Annotated in this window: 12 protein-coding genes; 9 read left to right on the top strand and 3 right to left on the bottom strand. The window is 57.6% G+C overall.

Annotation, left to right across the window (positions count from 1 at the left end; all coding sequences use genetic code 11):
- The first annotated feature begins 77 nt into the window (after positions 1 to 77).
- The 5 genes from ACU6HM_RS13285 (at position 78) to ACU6HM_RS13305 (ending at position 5395) form a co-directional block, all read left to right on the top strand.
- Entirely contained in the window at positions 78 to 1295 is a 1218-nt protein-coding gene (locus tag ACU6HM_RS13285; RefSeq protein WP_446763932.1) for an ABC transporter substrate-binding protein, read from the top strand.
- Between the two features lie 67 nt (positions 1296 to 1362).
- Positions 1363 to 3258, top strand: a complete 1896-nt coding sequence (locus ACU6HM_RS13290; protein WP_369327120.1) for an ABC transporter permease — start codon at positions 1363 to 1365, stop codon at positions 3256 to 3258.
- Positions 3255 to 4022, top strand: a complete 768-nt coding sequence (locus ACU6HM_RS13295) for an ABC transporter ATP-binding protein (RefSeq protein WP_035273692.1) — start codon at positions 3255 to 3257, stop codon at positions 4020 to 4022. Before ACU6HM_RS13290 ends, ACU6HM_RS13295 begins: the two co-directional genes overlap by 4 nt.
- Positions 4022 to 4798 (top strand): ABC transporter ATP-binding protein, encoded by a 777-nt coding sequence (locus ACU6HM_RS13300; RefSeq protein ID WP_088453187.1) that lies wholly within the window; start codon positions 4022 to 4024, stop codon positions 4796 to 4798. The genes ACU6HM_RS13295 and ACU6HM_RS13300 overlap by 1 nt, the downstream gene beginning before the upstream one ends.
- 48 nt (positions 4799 to 4846) lie before the next feature.
- On the top strand, positions 4847 to 5395 hold the full coding sequence (locus ACU6HM_RS13305) for a DUF924 family protein (protein ID WP_045931264.1): 549 nt from the start codon (positions 4847 to 4849) through the stop codon (positions 5393 to 5395).
- A gap of 155 nt (positions 5396 to 5550) precedes the next feature.
- Here the strand turns inward: ACU6HM_RS13305 and ACU6HM_RS13310 are convergent, their stop codons facing one another.
- Complete coding sequence (locus ACU6HM_RS13310; RefSeq protein ID WP_446763933.1) at positions 5551 to 8391, bottom strand: c-type cytochrome; 2841 nt, start codon at positions 8389 to 8391, stop codon at positions 5551 to 5553.
- Complete coding sequence (locus tag ACU6HM_RS13315) at positions 8388 to 8864, bottom strand: (2Fe-2S)-binding protein (protein WP_009463902.1); 477 nt, start codon at positions 8862 to 8864, stop codon at positions 8388 to 8390. Before ACU6HM_RS13315 ends, ACU6HM_RS13310 begins: the two co-directional genes overlap by 4 nt.
- Positions 8865 to 9264: 400 nt before the next feature.
- Here ACU6HM_RS13315 and ACU6HM_RS13320 point away from each other — a divergent pair, with 400 nt between their 5' ends.
- The 4 genes from ACU6HM_RS13320 to ACU6HM_RS13335 all read left to right on the top strand — a co-directional run bounded on the left by ACU6HM_RS13320 (position 9265) and on the right by ACU6HM_RS13335 (position 14153).
- Positions 9265 to 11523, top strand: a complete 2259-nt coding sequence (locus ACU6HM_RS13320) for a xanthine dehydrogenase family protein molybdopterin-binding subunit (protein ID WP_022983291.1) — start codon at positions 9265 to 9267, stop codon at positions 11521 to 11523.
- 61 nt (positions 11524 to 11584) lie between these two features.
- A complete protein-coding gene (locus tag ACU6HM_RS13325) occupies positions 11585 to 12409 on the top strand; it encodes an alpha/beta fold hydrolase (protein WP_115634365.1) in 825 nt (274 codons plus the stop codon).
- An 81-nt stretch (positions 12410 to 12490) separates the two neighbouring features.
- On the top strand, positions 12491 to 13543 hold the full coding sequence (locus ACU6HM_RS13330) for a 2,5-dihydroxypyridine 5,6-dioxygenase (protein ID WP_446763934.1): 1053 nt from the start codon (positions 12491 to 12493) through the stop codon (positions 13541 to 13543).
- Between the two features lie 7 nt (positions 13544 to 13550).
- Positions 13551 to 14153 (top strand): N-carbamoylsarcosine amidohydrolase, encoded by a 603-nt coding sequence (locus ACU6HM_RS13335; protein WP_446763949.1) that lies wholly within the window; start codon positions 13551 to 13553, stop codon positions 14151 to 14153.
- A gap of 123 nt (positions 14154 to 14276) precedes the next feature.
- Here ACU6HM_RS13335 and ACU6HM_RS13340 read toward each other — a convergent pair whose 3' ends face one another.
- A complete protein-coding gene (locus ACU6HM_RS13340; protein WP_446763935.1) occupies positions 14277 to 17579 on the bottom strand; it encodes an autotransporter outer membrane beta-barrel domain-containing protein in 3303 nt (1100 codons plus the stop codon).
- Positions 17580 to 18176: the final 597 nt, after the last annotated feature.

The following is an 18176-nucleotide window of genomic DNA, read 5'->3' on the forward strand; positions in this document are numbered from 1 at the left end:
CATGTGTACACTTTAAATCACTAGAACAAGACAAGTTGCTGAGTCGTGTTTCGCCTCACAAGCCCACGGAGAAGACAATGAACAAGACATTTGCAGGGGTAGCACTGGCAGGAACGATAATGTTGCAAACCTTGGGGGCCACCGCTGCCGCCGAGGGGGTGATCAAGATCGGGGAGCTGAACAGCTATAAATCCCAGCCCGCGTTTTTGGGGCCCTATCGAAACGGGATGGAGCTGGCGGTTGAGCAGATCAATCAGGCCGGGGGAATTCACGGCAAGCAGCTGCAATTGATCATCAAGGATGACAACTCCAATCCCGGCGATGCGGTACGTGCGGCCGAGGAATTGATCTCGCGTGAAAAAGTGGATGTGCTGACCGGGACCTTCCTGTCCAATATCGGTCTGGCCATTACCGACTTTGCCAAACACAAAAAAGTATTCTTTCTGGCCAGCGAGCCGTTGACCGACAAGATCGTCTGGGCCGATGGCAACCGCTACACCTTCCGCCTGCGGAACTCTACCTATATGCAGGTAGCCATGCTGGTGCCCGAAGCCGTCAAGCTGAACAAGAAGCGCTGGGCGATTGTGTATCCCAACTACGAGTATGGACAGTCCGCCGTGGCCACTTTCAAGACCTTGATGAAAGAAGCCCAGCCCGATATTGAATTTGTGGCTGAACAGGCTACCCCGCTGGGCAAGGTCGATGCCGGTGCCGTGGTGCAGGCCTTGTCCGAAGCCAAGCCTGATGCGGTCTTTAACGTACTGTTTGCGTCCGACCTGGCTCGTTTGGTCCGTGCCGGTAATCAGCGCCAGTTCTTTAGCCCTGCCTTGCCGGTAGTCAGCATGTTGACTGGCGAGCCGGAGTACCTGGATCCCTTGGGTGAAGAAACGCCGGAAGGCTGGATTGTGACAGGCTACCCCTGGTACGCCATCGACACGCCCGAGCACAATGCCTTCCTGAAAGCCTATCAGGACAAGTACAAAGAGCACCCACGCCTGGGCACGATTATTGGCTACAGCACGATTGTGTCGATTGCCGCCGGTATTGAAAAAGCCGGTTCTACCGACACGGAAGCCATGATCAAAGCCTTCCGTGGTCTGGATGTGGTCACGCCTTTTGGCCCCATCACTTACCGTACGCAAGATCAGCAATCCACGCAGGGGGCGTATGTGGGTGTGCTGGCCAAACAAGACGGCAAGGGCATCATGACCAATATTCGTTATGCCGATGGCAAAGATGTACAGCCTACGGATGAGCAAGTCAGCCAGTGGCGTCCTGCCGCGGCCAATCAATAATTCCAGGAACGCAGTATTTCGTAGATCGGCGCACCGTCTGGTGCGCCACTTCTGACGCGAGGCAGTAATGGCCTTATCGGGTTTATGGGTGCAGTTCCTTAACGGGCTGGCCGAGGCATCGTCTTTGTTCCTGGTGGCGGCGGGTTTGTCCCTGATCTTCGGGGTGACACGCATCGTCAACTTTGCACACGGTTCCCTGTATATGCTGGGCATCTACATGGCGTACTCCACCGTGCAGTTCATGGGGGGCTCGGCGCTGGGGTTCTGGGCAGGCTTGATTGTGGCGGCCTTGCTGGTCGGCGCCTTGGGGGCCTTGCTGGAGATCGTGCTGCTGCGGCGTATTTATAAAGCGCCCGAGCTGTTCCAGTTATTGGCCACTTTTGCCCTGGTGCTGGTGATTAATGATGGCGCTTTGGCCGTGTGGGGGCCGGAAGATCTGCTGGGGCCGCTGGCTCCGGGTTTGAGCGGTTCTATTTCCATTGCAGGGCGCTTCTTCCCGATCTATGACCTGGTGCTGATCGTGATCGGTCCGGTAGTGCTGGGCTTGCTGTGGCTCTTGCTGACCCGTACCCGATGGGGGGTGCTGGTGCGCGCCGCGACCCACGACAGACAAATGCTGGGTGCGCTGGGTGTGAATCAGGCCTGGTTGTTTACGGGTGTGTTTGCCTTGGGTGCCTTCCTGGCGGGTTTGGGTGGTGCTGTGCAATTGCCGCGTCAGCCCGCCAATCTGCTGCTGGACCTGAGCGTGATTGGGGATGCCTTTGTGATTGTGGTGGTCGGCGGCATGGGCTCCATCCCCGGTGCTTACGTGGCTGCGCTGATCGTCGCTGAATTGAAGGCCCTGTGTATTGCGCTGGGCACGGTCACCTTCTTTGGGGTGGACTTTGCCTTTCCGAAGTTGACGCTGGTGGTGGAATTCATCTTCATGGCCGTGGTGCTGGTGTTCCGGCCCTGGGGCTTGTTCGGGCGTGCTCAAGCCGTCAGCCGTAACTCGGCCCCTATCGAAGCGCCTCTTCGTGCTGGTAGTGGAGCGTTCCAGGTCATGGTGCTGGTAGTTCTGGGTGTGATGGCGGCCTTGCCTTTGATGAGCGACTGGTTCCCGTATGCGCCCGTGCTGGCTCTGGATATTCTGGTTTTGTCCCTGTTCTCCTTGAGCCTGCATTTCATGATGGGGCCAGGGGGCATGAACTCCTTTGGTCATGCTGCTTACTTTGGTCTAGGCGCTTATGCGGCTGCTCTGTTGTTCAAAGCGGCGGCCTTGTCCATGGGCTGGTCCCTGGTACTGGCTCCAGCTGTCGCAGGCTTGGGTGCGCTGATCTTTGGCTGGTTCTGCGTGCGTCTGTCCGGTGTTTACTTGGCCATGCTGACTTTGGCTTTCGCACAGATTATCTGGTCGATTGTGTATCAGTGGGACAGCTTTACGGGTGGCTCCAATGGCGTGGTCGGTATCTGGCCTGCGGAGTGGCTGTCGGGTGATCGCTACTATTACTTTGCCTTGCTGCTGGTGGTGGCAGCGGCCTTCCTGTTGCGTCGCATCTTGTTCTCCCCCTTTGGTTACGCCATGCGTGCCAGCCGGGACTCGGCCTTGCGGGCCGAGGCCATTGGTATCCCCGTCAAGCGTGTGCAGTGGCTGACCTTTATTCTGGCAGGTACGTTTGCTGGTCTGGCCGGTGCCTTGTTTGTCTTTTCCAAAGGTAGCGTCTCGCCTGAAGTGATCGCAGTGAACAAGTCCGTGGATGGCTTGGTCATGGTCTTGCTGGGTGGTTTGCAAACTCTGGTTGGGCCAGTGGTGGGTGCAGCCGTATTCACGTTGCTGCAGGATTTCTTCCTGGGCATTACACAGTATTGGCGCGCCTTGTTCGGTGGCGTGATTCTGCTGCTGGTTCTGGCTTTCCCGCAGGGTATTGCCGGCTTTTTCAAACGCTGGGCGCATCGCCGCGTAGCACCGGAGGCATCGTCATGAGTTTGCTGCAAGTACGAGGTCTTAAAAAAGCGTTTGGCGGCAATCTGGCCGTAGACGGTATCGAGTTTGATGTGCAGGCCGGAGAGTTTCTGGCCTTGATCGGCCCCAATGGGGCTGGCAAAACCACCACCTTCAATATGGTGGGCGGGCAATTGACGCCTACAGCCGGGTCAGTGCGTTTGGGCGATCAGGAACTGGTAGGGCTGGCCCCGCGCAAGATTGCTGCCTTGGGGGTGGGCCGTACCTTTCAGATTGCTGCGACTTTTGCGTCTCTGACGGTGGTGGAAAACGTGCAGATGGCCTTGCTGGCACATCAGAAAAAACTGTTTTCCTTCTGGCGTCGGGCGGCTCAGTTCGAACGGGCTCGTGCGCTGGATTTGCTGGATCAGGTGGGTATGCTGGCGCAGGCTGAACGCCCTTGTAGCGAGCTGGCTTACGGGGACGTGAAGCGGGTAGAGCTGGCGATTGCATTGGCCAACGACCCCCGTCTTTTGCTGATGGACGAACCCACGGCAGGCATGGCACCCAAAGAGCGTAATGAGCTGATGCGCCTGACCAAAAAACTGGTGATCGAACGCAATATGGGTGTGCTGTTTACCGAGCACAGTATGGACGTGGTGTTCGAGCACTCGGACCGCATGTTGGTGCTGGCCCGTGGTCGGCTGGTGGCAGAAGGGGATGCAGACTATATCCGTCAGCATCCCAAGGTGCAGGAGGTGTACTTTGGCACAGGCAAAACATTCGAGAACAAGGAGCCCGCATGATGCAGGATTTAGTAGCCGGTTCTGAGCGGGTTGCCACAGGCGTGGCCGACAAGCAGCCTTTGCTAAGTGTGGATGGCTTGAATGCCTGGTACGGTGCTGCGCATATCTTGTTTGACCTGTCACTGACCGTGCAACGTGGTGAAGTGGTCGCCTTGATGGGGCGTAACGGCGCGGGCAAGTCCACTACCTTGAAATCCATTATGGGTTTGATGGAGCGCTGCGACGGTCACATTGAATTCATGGGCCAGGCCATTCACGACAAGCAGCCATTTGAAATCGCACGCGCAGGTTTGGGCTTTGTGCCCGAAGACCGGCGTATCTTTACCGACCTGAGCGTCACGGAAAATCTGGAAGTGGGACGTCAGCCAGCACGGCGCTGGCCCGATGGTACAGCAGCTCCGCACTGGCAGCCCGAGCGCTTGTACAGCCTGTTTCCGAATCTGGGTCAAATGCAGGATAGGCCCGGTGGGCAGATGAGCGGGGGCGAGCAACAAATGCTGACCGTCGCGCGCACCTTGATGGGCAATCCTTATCTGGTCTTGCTGGACGAACCATCCGAGGGCGTGGCTCCCGTGATTGTGGAGCAGATGGTGCACATGATTCTGGAGCTGAAGCAGGCCGGTGTCAGCATCTTGCTGTCCGAGCAGAATTTGCATTTTGCCGAGCTGGTGTCAGATCGGGCTTATGTGCTGGAAAAGGGGCAAATACGGTACAGTGGCGCCATGCAGGAATTAAGTGCCAACGAGCAAGTGCGGCGCACTTACCTGTCCGTCTAACTTCGGGCCTTCCCGTATTGGAGGCCAGACCGGCTCCAGGAGAACACCATGGCAGATGCACGTCCCAATCCTCAGGCAGTGATTGATTTCTGGGTTGAATCAGGGCCAGAGAAATGGTTTCGCAAGTCCGATGACTTTGACCGGGAATTTCGCGAACGGTTTTTGGACTGGCACGAACGTGCGGCCAAGGGCGAGCTGGATGATTGGGCACAGACGGCAGAAGGAGCCTATGCCTTGCTGATTCTGCTGGATCAGTTTCCGCGCAACTCTTTTCGCAATACCACGCGCATGTATGCGACCGATGAGAAGGGGTTGGCGATTGCCAAGGAAATGGTGGCCAAGGGGCTGGATAAACAGATTCCGGTGGAGCGTCGGGTGTTTTGCTACTTGCCGTATTCCCATGCAGAGAACCTGGCCGATCAGCAAGAGGCCGTGCGTCTGAATCAGGAAATTGGCCGTCCCTGGCTGGACCACGCTGAGGAGCATCTGGATGTGGTGGAGCGCTTTGGGCGCTTCCCGCACCGTAATTCGATCCTGGGGCGTACTACGACTGCGGAGGAGCAGAAGTTCCTGGAGGCTGGTGGTTTTTCCGGCTGATGGGTTTTGAGTCCGGGCCAGGCTGGGATCTTGGGCTTGGCCTGGGCCAAGTCTGAAGGCGATGCACCATAAAACAGAGGCGGCCAAGTGAAAACTTGAAGCCGCCTTTGTTTCGTTTGCCGCGCGTCCAAACACTCTCTGCGGACACCCCCCGTCTACAAGTGTCCCTTCTGTTCCCTGATGGTCGCAATCTTGTCTTTCAGTCCTGTCCAGGCCGGTTTGTCCGGAGCAAAACGCGCTCGCATATAGTTCAGCAAATCTTCCATCTGCTCGTCATTCATGCTGTTCTTGAAACCGGGCATGGAGCCCAGAGCAGGCTGTGCCGGACGGGTAATGCCGTGCATCAATACCTGAATCGTATTGTCCGGATGCTCGCTGTGCAGATTGCTGTTCAAGGCCAGGGACGGGCGGGCACCAAATAGCACCGGCCCACCGCGCGGGTCGTGACAGACAGCACAAGCGCCGTTGAACAGGTTTTCACCCGGCATCAACATCACTTCCTTATTGCTGCGGCTGTTCTGCTCCAAAAGCGCGGCCTGGGCGGCGTGCGTTTGTTCTTGTTCGCTCTTGACCGGGTTCAGGCTGCTTAGATAATGCGCCATGGCGCGGACGTCGGACTCAGGCAGCTCTGCCAGGCCTGCTACTACCGGTCCCATTGGTCCTGCTGCTACGCCATGTCGGGGCGAATAGCCGGTACGCAAGTACTGGTACAGCTCCTGTTCTGTCCAGGGAATGGGGGCTTTGGACAAGCTATTGAGTGCAGGCGCTTCCCAGTTGTCCGCAAAACCACCGGCCAGGAAATTCGCTTCACCCCCTTTCTCGGCACCCAGCATATTGCGCGGGCTATGGCAGGCGGCACAGTGGCCGCTGCTATTGACCAGATAGGCTCCCCGGTTCCACTGCACAGTTTGCGTGGGGTCCGGCACGTAGGCATTCGGATCACGGTGAAACAGCAGGTTCCAGCCCGCTACCAAAGGCCGCATATTCATGGGGAAGGGCAGTTTGGTTTCAGGCACTTCGGATTTCACCGGCTCTTGCGTCATCAAGTAGGCGTACAGGGACTGCATGTCCTCATCGCTGATCTTGGCAAAGGCCGTGTAAGGGAAGGCCGGGTAAAGGTGGCGACCGTCCTGATGAATACCTTCGCGCATGGCGCGTTCAAAGGCTTTGTAGCTCCAGCTGCCTATGCCGGTTTCCTTGTCCGGGGTGATGTTGGTGGTATAGATCGTGCCAAAAGGCGTATCCAAACCCAGACCGCCCGCATTGGGTGTGCCGCCTTCAGCAGTGTGGCAGACCATGCAGTCGCCCGCAATTGCAACCAGGCGGCCGCGTTCGATGGCAAGCTCTGAAAAGATGGAGGTATCCACCTGGCCGACCGGTGCAATGGCAGGTCGCCAGGGCAGGGCACTCAAGACTGTGCCGGTGGCGACCGCGGCCAAGGCACCCCACCAGGCTTTGCGTTTTTTGCTGCTGCCTGTCTTATCGGCCTGATAGCCCAGTGCCAAAGACTGTTCGCTAAAAGGCGCGCTGGTCAGACGTATGCCACTGGCATTGAAAATTGCATTGGCAATGGCGGCAGCGGCAGGCAGTTCCACGCCCTGATTCCAGGCCAAAGGCTGGCCTACAGCAGACTCCCGTTTGACCAGCTGAACGGCTGGCTTGTCGGCTGTTTCTTTGACGGGGCTGTCGCTATGACCTTCACCGCCTTTGCCCACGCCGTTGTTTAGCAGTTGCTGCGCCCAACGACTCAGTCGGTCGGCCAAGGCAGGCGCGGACTCCGTGGCCTGCTCGGGAGTGCCCAGCTCGGTGCTGTCGTGGCCAATGGTCAGCTTGTCTATGCTGAGTGTGCCTTGGCGGGTATCGACGCTAACATCCACGGCCCAGGCGGACCACTGCTCGCGTGCAGCTTGCCCGGGGACGTGTTCAACAATATGGCTGTAGGCCAGCCCGCGACCCTTGCGTAAAGGGCCTTGATGGGCGGGCAAGGGTTCGGACCAGTCCGACTGTTCGGCAACCCGTTGCAGCAGATCTCGACCTTGGGGACTACTGACTTGTTCCAGTCGTGCCGCCAAGGGGTCCAGTCCCAGGCTGTGGCAGTCTTGATCGAACTGCGACTCTTGAGCAAAGATCGTGGCCTGGGCCAGGCTGTCGGGGTCGCTGCTGGCGGCTGCGCCATCATAGTTAGGTGTAGGGGCGGAGAAGTAATCGTTTTTTACGGCCGGGCCGCTGCTGGGCAAACCTGGCTGACCGCAAAGAATGGCCGCCAGAGAAGGGCGCGCACCGGACAAGGTATTCAGTTGCCAGCGGGTGGCCCGCAAATGGGCATTCAGATCGTTTGGCTCTGCAGTGCCTTTAAAGACACTCAGGCGAATGATGTCTGCACTGTGGCTGGCACGAACTTGTACGGCCTGGGGGCGCCCAAAGGCCATGACTGCCGCATCCATGGCACAGTCGTAAGCATCGGCCTGATTGCCGGCAATATCCTGCAAATGGATCTGTTCGCTGGGCAGGCCGCTCAAGGCTTGCAGCTCAATCAGCAGGGCCGCGGGGCGCTGCGTATGCGCCCAAACATAAAGCTGTTTGTCGTGATAACAGGCACGGGCCCAGGCAGTTTCCTGATGCTCGGCGGCAGATTGCCATTCATAGCTTTGATCGGGGGTGCTAAGCGTAGCAGCAACATCCTCATTCGCTGGAAGCGTAGCCTGGTTTGCCGCTACGGGCGTAGCCCAACGTGCATCCAGCAAAGCAGCGCCTTGCTGAGCCTGCTCGGCTTGCACCGCCAGCACACCCAGAAAATTGCCCATACGCACACAGGCCACGACACCAGGCACTTGCAGGGCGGCCTGCTGGTTTACGGTCTGTAATTCAGCACCCAGATACTGCCCGTTTTCGTAGGACCAGTAAGGAGGGCGTACAACAGCGCCATGCAGCAGGCTGGTGCCATCAGGCAGTTCCGGCCACAACGCTCGGGAAAGGTCTTGTACTGAATGACTCATGGCCTAGCCTTTGCGACGCGTACAGCGGCTTGCATGATTTCTACGTGCGTGCCGCAACGGCACAGGTTATAGCGCAGCTCGTCCCGAATTTGCTCTTCGGTGGCTTGCGGATTGCGTTCCAGCAGGGCCTGCACGGTCATGACCATGCCATTGAGGCAATAGCCGCATTGTGCGGCCTGGCAGTCAATAAATGCCTGCTGAACATCATTAGGCTGGCCGTTCCGGGCCAAGCCTTCCAAGGTAGTGATCTGGCGGTTTTCTACCAGGCTGACAGGCACAACACAGGAGCGGGCGGCCACACCATCGACCAGCACCGTACAGGCGCCACATTCACCCAGGCCACAGCCGAATTTGGGGCCATTCAGTTCCAGGTCGTTACGCAATACATAAAGCAGCGGCGTATCGGGTTCCACCTCGATGATGTGGGTCTCTTGATTGACCCGCAAGGTGTGCGGGCGAGTACAAGGGTTCATGGGTTTCACCTTTGGTAGATCGCACCTTGTTGTCGGACAGCGTGTGCGGTGCTTTTATCAGCTCGGTATTGATATGCTTAAATTAAGTGTATACACTTTAATTTATCGAGTAAATAGATTCTACTACTCCCTTGAGGTATCAATCAAAGCCCTCCTGGGAAGGCGTTCGAAATTCGGTCTAATCTTATTTAATATAGGGTTTACACTGATTATTAAGCCCTTGATTTTCTCTTTATAGTAGTTGCGATAAATGGGTTGAAGCGCACGGCATTTGTTTTTATTAGGGCGTGTACGCTAGTAATCAATGTTTTGCCAGGGGGCGTTTCAGGCAGGTTTTCAGGGATGGAGCCCTGATGGCCGGTTTCCAGCCCCTTATATCAAGCCCAGCCAGGAGAGTGTGATGTCTTACGATGCGCCGCGCCACCAGCAGCAAGACTTGCTCAGGGCGTCTGGCACCTTGCTGATTTTAGCGGCACCGGCGCGGCCTCCCAAGCCTTCGCCCGGCCAGCCCGGCGTGGTGTCCGAGTATTTGCAGGCGCACGACGATGTCTTTGTCGCCGTGTCCGAACAAGGCTGGGTGCGCGCTTTTAATGGGCACGTGGATCTGGGTACCGGCATTCAAACTGCACTGAGTCAGATTGTGGCCGACGAGCTGGATGTGCCCATGGCACGCGTGCAAATGGTGCTGGGTCATACCGATGCGGTGCCCAATCAAGGCCCCACCATCGCCAGTGCTTCGATTCAGATTCATGCTGTACCGCTGCGCAAGGCGGCGGCTCAGGCACGTCAATTGCTGCTGGCACAAGCCGCAGAACGCTGGGCACTGCCTGCCGATCAATTACGCGTGGAAGACGGCACCATCATTGCCCCGGACGGGCGCAGCCTGACTTACTGGAAACTGCTGGAGGGTCTGGAACTGCGGGCCTATCTGGATAAAGAAACTCCCACCAAACCGGCCGAACAATTGCGCATTGTAGGGACAGCCCAGGCGCGTGTCGATATTCCGGGCAAGGTCGCAGGGCAGTGGGTGTATGTGCACGATGTGCGCGTGCCCGGTATGTTGCATGGCCGCGTTGTGCGTCCTCCTTATATAGGGCGTGATAGCGGCGACTTCATCGGTCGCAGTCTGGAGTCCGTGGACGAGGAGTCCATCCGTCATATTGGCGACGATGTGCGGGTCGTGGTGATTGGCGACTTTATTGGTGTGGTCGCGCGTCGTGAAGAACACGCCATGCGTGCTGCCCGCGAATTGAAAGTGCGCTGGAAAGCGATTCCTCCGCTGGAGGATATGAGCAATCTGGAGCAGCTGATTCGTCGTCAGCCCATGACAGAGCGTTTGCTGGCCGATAAAGGGCCGGGTTTTGACGAGCTGCCGCCAGAAGGCAAACGCTTGAAGCGTAGCTATGTCTGGCCTTTTCAACTCCATGCCTCTATTGGTCCGTCTTGCGCGGTGGCGGACTATCAGCCCGGTCATAGCCGGATCTGGTCAGGCTCGCAGAACCCGCATATGTTGCGCGTTCATTTGAGCCAGTTGCTGGACGAGGACGAGGCCGGTCTGGAGATCATCCGTCACGAAGCGGCCGGTTGCTATGGCCGTAATTGTGCTGACGATGTGTGTGCGGATGCCTTGCTCTTGTCCCAAGCCGTAGGTGCGCCGGTGCGTGTGCAACTGACGCGAGAACAAGAGCACGGCTGGGAGCCTAAAGGCGCTGCTCAGTTGATGGATGTCGAAGGCTCCATTGATGCCCAAGGGCAACTGCGTCATTACGATTTTGTGACCCATTACCCCTCCAACGATGCGCCGAACCTGGCGCTCTTGCTGACGGGGCGGGAGTCGGCGGCCCCCCGTCAGTTGGAAATGGGGGATCGCACGGCAGTACCGCCTTACAGCTATCCCAAGCAGCGCATTGTGTGTCAGGACATGCCCGCGATTGTGCGCGCTTCCTGGTTGCGCGGCGTGTCGGCCATGCCCAACTCTTTTGCGCATGACTGCTTTCTGGATGAGCTGGCAGTGGAAGCGGGTGTGGACCCCTTGACCTATCGCCTGCGTTATCTGGATCAGGATGAACGTGCTCAGGAGCTGCTGCAGGCGGTGGCGGATAAGGGGCACTGGCAGATTGGGCAGCGTGGTTCGCGCGGGCAGCCGGATGAGCAGGGCTATTTGTATGGCCGTGGTCTGTCGTATGCCCGTTATATACACAGCAAGTTCCCTGGTTTCGGGGCGGCCTGGTCAGCCTGGTTACTGGATTTGCGGGTCCATATAGAAACGGGCGTGATCGACGTGCAGAAGATTTATGTGGGTCAGGATACCGGGCAGATGGTGAACCCGGCCGGTGTGCGCCACCAGATTCACGGCAATGTGATTCAGTCCTTGAGCCGCACGTTGTATGAACAGGTGCGCTTTAACGCACAGGGCGTGGTCAGTGCGGAGTGGGGCGCCTATCCCATCGTTGATTTCCCACGTATCCCGCCCATAGAGGTGATTTTGATGGACAGGCAGTCCGAGCCGCCTATGGGGTCGGGCGAATCCGCCTCCGTACCCTGTGCCTCGGCCATTGCCAATGCTTTGTTTGATGCAACTGGCCGACGTTTTCGGCAGGTGCCTTTTACACCGGATGTGGTCCGGGCCGCGCTGGCTGCTACGCCTCAAATGGCCTAGGCAGCAGCAGTTTTCATGGGTCGGGCTTAGGGCCTGACGGTTTCAATCCAAGGACAGATTAATGAGTACCTTTCTTTACGGCGGCCATGTTCATGCCAATGGCATTCGTCAGCATTACTTGCGTTACGGTGGTTCCAGCGAGGGTCGCGATCAGCGCCCAGCCGTCATCATTGTTCCTGGCATTACCAGCCCGGCTGTGACCTGGGGCTTTGTGGGCGAGCAGTTCGGCAAGCACTTTGATACCTACATTCAGGACGTACGTGGTCGCGGTTTGAGCGAAGCGGCTGAAGGTATGGATTACAGCCTGGATGCGCAGGCGGATGACTTGATCGCACTGGCTCAGGCGCTGGGCCTGAAGGACTACATCGTGGTCGGTCACTCCATGGGTGCCCGCATTGGTTTGCGTGCCGCTCACAAGAACAGCGATGGCCTGAACCGTCTGGTGATGGTTGATCCGCCAGTGTCCGGCCCAGGTCGTCGCGCTTATCCCTCCAAGTTGCCCTGGTACGTGGATTCCATGGCGATGGCTCGCAAAGGCTGCACCGCAGAAGACATGCGTGCCTTTTGCCCGACCTGGACCGAAGAGCAATTGCAATTGCGTGCCCAGTGGCTGCACACCTGCCATGAGCCTGCGATTCTGGCCAGCTTTGAGGGCTTTCATACCGACGATATTCATGTCGACTTCCCGCATTTGACCGTGCCTGCCTTGCTAATGACAGCCGAGCGTGGTGACGTGGTGCGTGACGAGGATGTGGCCGAGATTCAGCAGCTGGCCCCTGGCGTTCAGCACGTTCGCGTGCCTGATGCCGGTCACATGATTCCTTGGGATAACGAAGCAGGCTTTTACGAAGCTTTCGGTGACTTCCTGGGCCAGCGCTTGGTGTGATGTTGAAAGGGCCGCATGGGCGGCCCGTCGTGATGCAAAGGTTCCGCGTCAGTGTCGGAACCTTTCACAAGGAGAGACAAGATGGCAGTTAGTGATTACCAACTTATCGAGGCATGGCAAGAAGTGCTACGCCTGTCCAAGCTGCAGGCAGGTCAAACCGTGACCTTGCTGACCAGCTCGACCACGCACCCGCAAACCATGCAGTGTGCGCAGATTGCTGCTCAGTCCATGGGTGCGATTGTGAATCGCCTGGACTTGTTGCCGGTCAACGCGGAAAAAGCCTTGAGCCGTGACTCGCTGGCCTACCTGGGTACGACCCCGCTGACGGGTAACGAAGCAGCGATTGCAGCCCTGAAGGCCAGTGATCTGGTGCTGGACTTGATGACCCTGTTGTTCTCGCCCGAGCAGATCGACATTCTGAAGTCGGGCACGAAGATTCTGCTGGCGGTGGAGCCACCAGAAATTCTGGTTCGCACGGTGCCAACGGAAGCGGATCGTGCACGCGTGACTGCGGCAGCCGCTTTGATCAAGGCCGCCAAGGAAATGAGTATTACCTCTCCTGCCGGTACGAACCTGCGTTGCCCGCTGGGTGAATTCCCGGCGATTCGTGAATACGGTTTTGTGGATGAGCCGGGTCGTTGGGACCACTGGCCCAGCGGTTTTGTGCTGACCTGGCCGAACGAGCTGGGCACTAACGGCACCATTGTGATCGACAAGGGCGACATCCTGCTGCCGCAGAAAAAGTATTCCTCCGAGCAGATTATTCTGACTGTGGAGAATGGTTATGCCACGAAGATCGAAGGAGGCATTGAGGCGCAATTATTGGACGAGTACATGAAGTCCTTCAATGACCCCGAAGGCTACGCTATCTCGCATATCGGCTGGGGTCTGCAACCACGTTGCCATTGGTCCACACTGGGTCTGTACTCGCGTGAAAACACCATTGGCATGGATGCGCGTGCGTTCGAGGGTAACTTCCTGTTCTCCCTGGGCCCGAACAACGAGGCTGGCGGCAATCGCACGACGGCCTGCCACATTGATATTCCTTTGCGCAATTGCACGGTCAGCCTGGATGGCCGCGCTGTCGTGCGTGATGGCAAAGTACTGGACGGAGGCGTTGGTGAGTACGAATGAAGGAGCGGTGTACGCTCAACAAGGTTTTGGGTCGACGCTGGAGCCTAAAGCTCCTTACGGCTTGTTGATTATTGATCTGGTGAATGGCTTTGCGAATCCTGCCGTGTTTGGTGGCGGCAATATTCCTGAAGCTATCGAGAACACACAGAAGCTGTTGGCAACGGCGCGTGAACAGGGTTGGCCGGTGGCTCATACGCGTATCGTGTACGCCGATGATGGCGCTGATAACAACATCTTCAGCATTAAAGTCCCCGGCATGCTGGGTCTGATCGAAGATGCGCACAACAGCCACATTGTGCCGGAATTGGCTCCTGCGCCCGGTGAGTTCATCGTTCGCAAGAATGTGCCTTCGGCGTTTTTCGGTACGCCCTTGGCGGCTTGGTTGACCCAGCGTGGTGTGCAAACACTGCTGGTTGCTGGCGCCGTGACCAGCGGTTGTGTGCGTTCCAGCGTGGTCGATGCGATGCAACTGGGTTTCCGTCCCTTGGTGGTATCGGATTGCGTGGGTGACCGTGCGATTGGCCCTCACGAGGCGAACCTGTTCGATATGCGTCAGAAGTACGCCACCGTGGCAACGCGTGAAGAAGCGATGAAGTTGATCGGACTTTGATCGAGCGAGTATCGGTGGTCTGCCGCTTGGGGGCAGGCTGTCGGACCTGTGCCCCTGGGAGTCGAACGACTCTCGGGGGCTTTTTTATAGTTGCTGTTCAGGTCCGTGTGAGGCCATCTGTTTTTAAAACGCCCAGCGCAGATTCATCTGTCCTTGCAGCGATGAATACCCGCCGCCGAACTGTGAACTGATGCTGGTGCCAATCGACAGACGCTCACTGCGTTGCCAGGCCAGGCCAGTTCGCAGGCTCATCGTGTCGCGGGGCAGTACGCTATTGCGGGTATTGAACGTCGTATCTGTGGATGCAATGGCGAAACGGGCAGCTTGAGTCAGGTCGCGATCCAGCCATTCGTGATTCCAGCCAATGTCAACGTTCACGGCCAAGTTGCTGCCATCAGCCAGGGCGCGCTTCCATTCTGCCGTCAGCCCCAGGCTGGAGCGCAGGGCGTCTACGCGCTTGCTGTCCAGGTGAAGTCGAGTGGCCGCATTGCCAGATTCGTCGACCGATGGGCGGGACACCAGGGCATAGTTCATGCTGGCAAAGGGTCCGACAGAAAAGGATGGGTCCAACTGCCACAGGTAGCCTGTGCCGGCGTCAATCGACAGATTGCGTCCTGTCCAGTCGGACGAGTGCGTGGCCTGGTAGTCTCCAATGGCAATTTGTCTGCGCATATCGGCTTGTTCCAGACCCAGGCGCAGCCCGCTGAATGCAAAAAGACCTTCCCGAGCACCGGGGCGGTATTGCAGATGGGCAGCCAGACCAAACGCGGTGGCTTTGCTCTTGCCGGAGTAAGGGGCATCTGGTTTGACCGACAGGTCTGAAATATCCAGCTGCGCTCCCACGGCGAAGTCGGGGGCCGTTTCCAGGGCGCGTCCAGCTCCAACGATCAGGCCATAGCTGTTGGCATCGTAGCCAAGCATGGACCCGCGCGTGTTTTGATCGCCACTGGCACCGAATACCAAGGCGTAGCCCTGCCAGTCAGTACCGGGTCGCAGCATACTTTGGCTCAGGCCTTGGCGGGCGGTTTGCATGATCGAGCGCTCATGCATCAGGGAGCCGGCCATTGCAGCGCTGTAGCCTGCCGGTGAGATCTGGTCCAGGGCGGCGGATATTTGTGAACCGTCGGTAGCGGAGAAGTCGAGCGTCTGGAACAGGCCTTGTGCGGATGCTGGCCCAGCGGCGGCTAGTTTGAACAAGGCTTGGCCAGCTTCTTGCTGGTTCTCGTCGCGGCCATACTGGCTATAGGCATTGTTGGCTCGCGTGGCCGACAAGCGATAGCGTTCATTACCCAAGGGAGCGGCGTCAAATTGCAAGGTGGGTGATACGGAAGCGATTTGAGTGGTGCCGAAGCTGCCGCTGTAGCTGGCTGCTTCCACAAACGAGTTTGTGTCGACGGACCAGGCGTTTTGATACCAGTCGGCGGCGGGCGTCAGTTGCAGCGTGCCGGCCAAGTCAGCATGGCCACTGACGGCAAGGGTGTCATGGCCGCCTTTACCATCAAATTCGGCTAACAGGCGGCCTGTTGCTGTTTGTTGGAAGTTGCCATTTACATTGATGCGTCCGACGGAGTTGCCGGGCGCCAGGGTGCCGGCATTAATCAGAGCATTGCCGCTGGCCAGATCGAAACTGGCATTCCCGCCCAAGGTTGCTGCTTCCTTGATGGTGGCGCTGTGAACCTGCAAGGTGCCGTTCAGTTGCGTTGTGCCGCCGTCAAATGACAGGGCCAGATTGTCTTTGCCGGTGATGTTGCCGGCGTAGCTCAAGTGGAATGTGGCATCGGGCTGATCAATGCTGCGGCCCATCTTGTTGGCAGCCTGACCAAAGGACAGCGTAGTCAGACGCAGCTTGTTGTTGTCGTCGCGTTCTGCGTAATGCGACACTATATCGCCTTCAATTTGTGCGCCTTGCATCAGGTTGATGCGCTCAACGTAGGCATTGTCAGAGATCAGGATGGCCGCTTCTTGACCTGCAACTCGCCCGCTGATGTCGGCTTGTTGAACCAGGGGGCCGTTCAGTTCGGGGAGCAGGGCTTCATTGCTGCCCTCGCTGCTGCGGATGTAGGATCCACGTCGCTCGGTCTCGTTGCCTAGCGAGTTGGTGCCAAAATCAAAACGCAGGCCTACACCCTGAGGGCCGCTAGCCTGGATATCGCCGCGATGAACCAGTGTGTGTCCGCGACCATAGGCAAATTGAACGCCTCGCCCGTTCAAACCATCTGCGTAGATTCTGACGCCTGGGTCGATGACAAGGGTGTTGTTCTCGCCATCGACCCGTATGCCTGCACCGCCTGATCCTGCTGCCAGCAGGTCAGCGGCTTGTCGGACCTGATTATTGCTGCCATAGATATGCAGGCCCAAGCCTAAAGTGGATTGGTTGTACTGACCTGGAAGGTAGTGGGTGCCCTGGGCATTGCGGGCAAAGAAGCCTTGTGTATTCACCAGTTTCAGGCCATCGCCGTAGATCGAGCGCCCGAAGAAGTTGGCCCGGTCAATGGTGTAGCCCAGGTCTTGCAGGACGGCCAGTTCAGCTTCCATGAAGCCCGAATAGTTACGGAAATTCTGGTGGCTCATGACGCTGTTTCGAAGTTCGATGTGGCTCATGAAGTTGTCATCTACGTCGCCGTTTTCCCCCAATATCTTGACGGGCACGCCCTGCAGGCCTCCAGCCAGGACTTGCTCGATATTGGCACCGACCAGGAAACCCTTGTCCTGGCGCAGATCGAAGGCATCAGGGTCGTAAGAGGTGTTGCAGCCATTGCATAGAACTTTCTGTCCTGCCTGTGCTGGATTACCGTTGTCGTCCCTTAGCAGTTGCGTCCAGCTACTCAGCTGGCTTGTGAAATACGGTCGTATGTCATGGTCATCGCCTCTGTTTTCTACGCTGCTTAAGATACCCAGGCCATGAGCAACTTCGTGAATGGCCGTCAGGAGTACGCTGTCTTTACCGGTCTGGGGTGTTTGTGTAAGCGTCGGTTTTGTTGCGTAGTCGTCTGTGCCCAGGCCAAAAAACCCATGCCCACCTAATGGCAGCGTGCCTGCCGCTGGCGTCAGGCCGAAGATATTTTGCTGCATTTGCGTTAACGCACTTTGGCCGTCATTGGCTTCGGGTGAGCCACCGTAGGCGTTGCCCGACACATTACTCGTACCTATATTGACGATGCTTGGAGGATTGTTACCTTGGGTCTGGAGTATTTCAGCCCAATAGCCCAAGCCGTCAACGATCTCGTTTTTGTAGGCTTCATGACCTTGCCAGCTCCAGTAGGATGTATTGCCCTGGTTGTCGAACGGACCATCGCCAATTTCAAAAAAACGCGCGATAAAGACGGGGCGTCCCGAGGCGTTTTCTATGATTCTGTCTTCCAGGGCTTGAGCAGACAGTGGGGCAATGACAAGCGCCAGGGCGGCACACAGTTTTGTTGGTTTCATTGTTGAGCAGGTGTTGAAGGCGCGAGATATTGTTTGCACTGGATGGCCCCTGAGGTAGAGGAAACAGTTTGATTAGAGTGGGGCGTTCATTGTTGCTGCATCGGGGCAGGGCTGATGAAGGGTGGTGCCTTGGCCTGTGTCGGAAAAATATAGCAGATGTGTCAAATTGATATTGTTGGTTTTAAACCCTTGGTCGGGGTTTTTAAACGGCGTGCATCTGCTCTTTTGAGCTTTGAGCTTTGAGTTTTGGGTTAAAGGGTTGCGGGGTTGCCGGGGGAGTCGCTTTTTTTGGGCGGCTTTCTTCTGGACGTGCCGTTGGGCTTTGCGTGAGGCCTGTGGATGGTTTTCTTGTGCGGCCCGGGTACGGCTTGTCTTGGCGGGTCCCTTGCCCACGCTGCGCGTGGGTTCCCTTGTCAGAGTGCCGGGGCGGGCGGGTCGTGAACTCTGAGCGCGGTTTGTCCCCCGGACAAACGGCAAGCGTGCTCCTCAAACGGCACGCCCCTTGCATCCCGCCCCAGCACTCTGCCCGCGGCAAGAGCCCTGACTCGCCCGCCAAGCCGTACCCGGGCCGCACAAGAAAACATGTGACACTGGTTA

This window comes from Alcaligenes sp. RM2 (genome assembly GCF_052931795.1).

Coding starts and splice junctions, on each gene's coding strand:
- ACU6HM_RS13315 (WP_009463902.1), bottom strand. CDS start 8,864: ATGAACCCTTGTACTCGCCCGCACACCTTGCGGGTCAATCAAGAGACC.
- ACU6HM_RS13285 (WP_446763932.1), top strand. CDS start 78: ATGAACAAGACATTTGCAGGGGTAGCACTGGCAGGAACGATAATGTTG.
- ACU6HM_RS13310 (WP_446763933.1), bottom strand. CDS start 8,391: ATGAGTCATTCAGTACAAGACCTTTCCCGAGCGTTGTGGCCGGAACTG.
- ACU6HM_RS13305 (WP_045931264.1), top strand. CDS start 4,847: ATGGCAGATGCACGTCCCAATCCTCAGGCAGTGATTGATTTCTGGGTT.
- ACU6HM_RS13290 (WP_369327120.1), top strand. CDS start 1,363: ATGGCCTTATCGGGTTTATGGGTGCAGTTCCTTAACGGGCTGGCCGAG.
- ACU6HM_RS13325 (WP_115634365.1), top strand. CDS start 11,585: ATGAGTACCTTTCTTTACGGCGGCCATGTTCATGCCAATGGCATTCGT.
- ACU6HM_RS13330 (WP_446763934.1), top strand. CDS start 12,491: ATGGCAGTTAGTGATTACCAACTTATCGAGGCATGGCAAGAAGTGCTA.
- ACU6HM_RS13300 (WP_088453187.1), top strand. CDS start 4,022: ATGCAGGATTTAGTAGCCGGTTCTGAGCGGGTTGCCACAGGCGTGGCC.
- ACU6HM_RS13295 (WP_035273692.1), top strand. CDS start 3,255: ATGAGTTTGCTGCAAGTACGAGGTCTTAAAAAAGCGTTTGGCGGCAAT.
- ACU6HM_RS13340 (WP_446763935.1), bottom strand. CDS start 17,579: ATGAAACCAACAAAACTGTGTGCCGCCCTGGCGCTTGTCATTGCCCCA.
- ACU6HM_RS13320 (WP_022983291.1), top strand. CDS start 9,265: ATGTCTTACGATGCGCCGCGCCACCAGCAGCAAGACTTGCTCAGGGCG.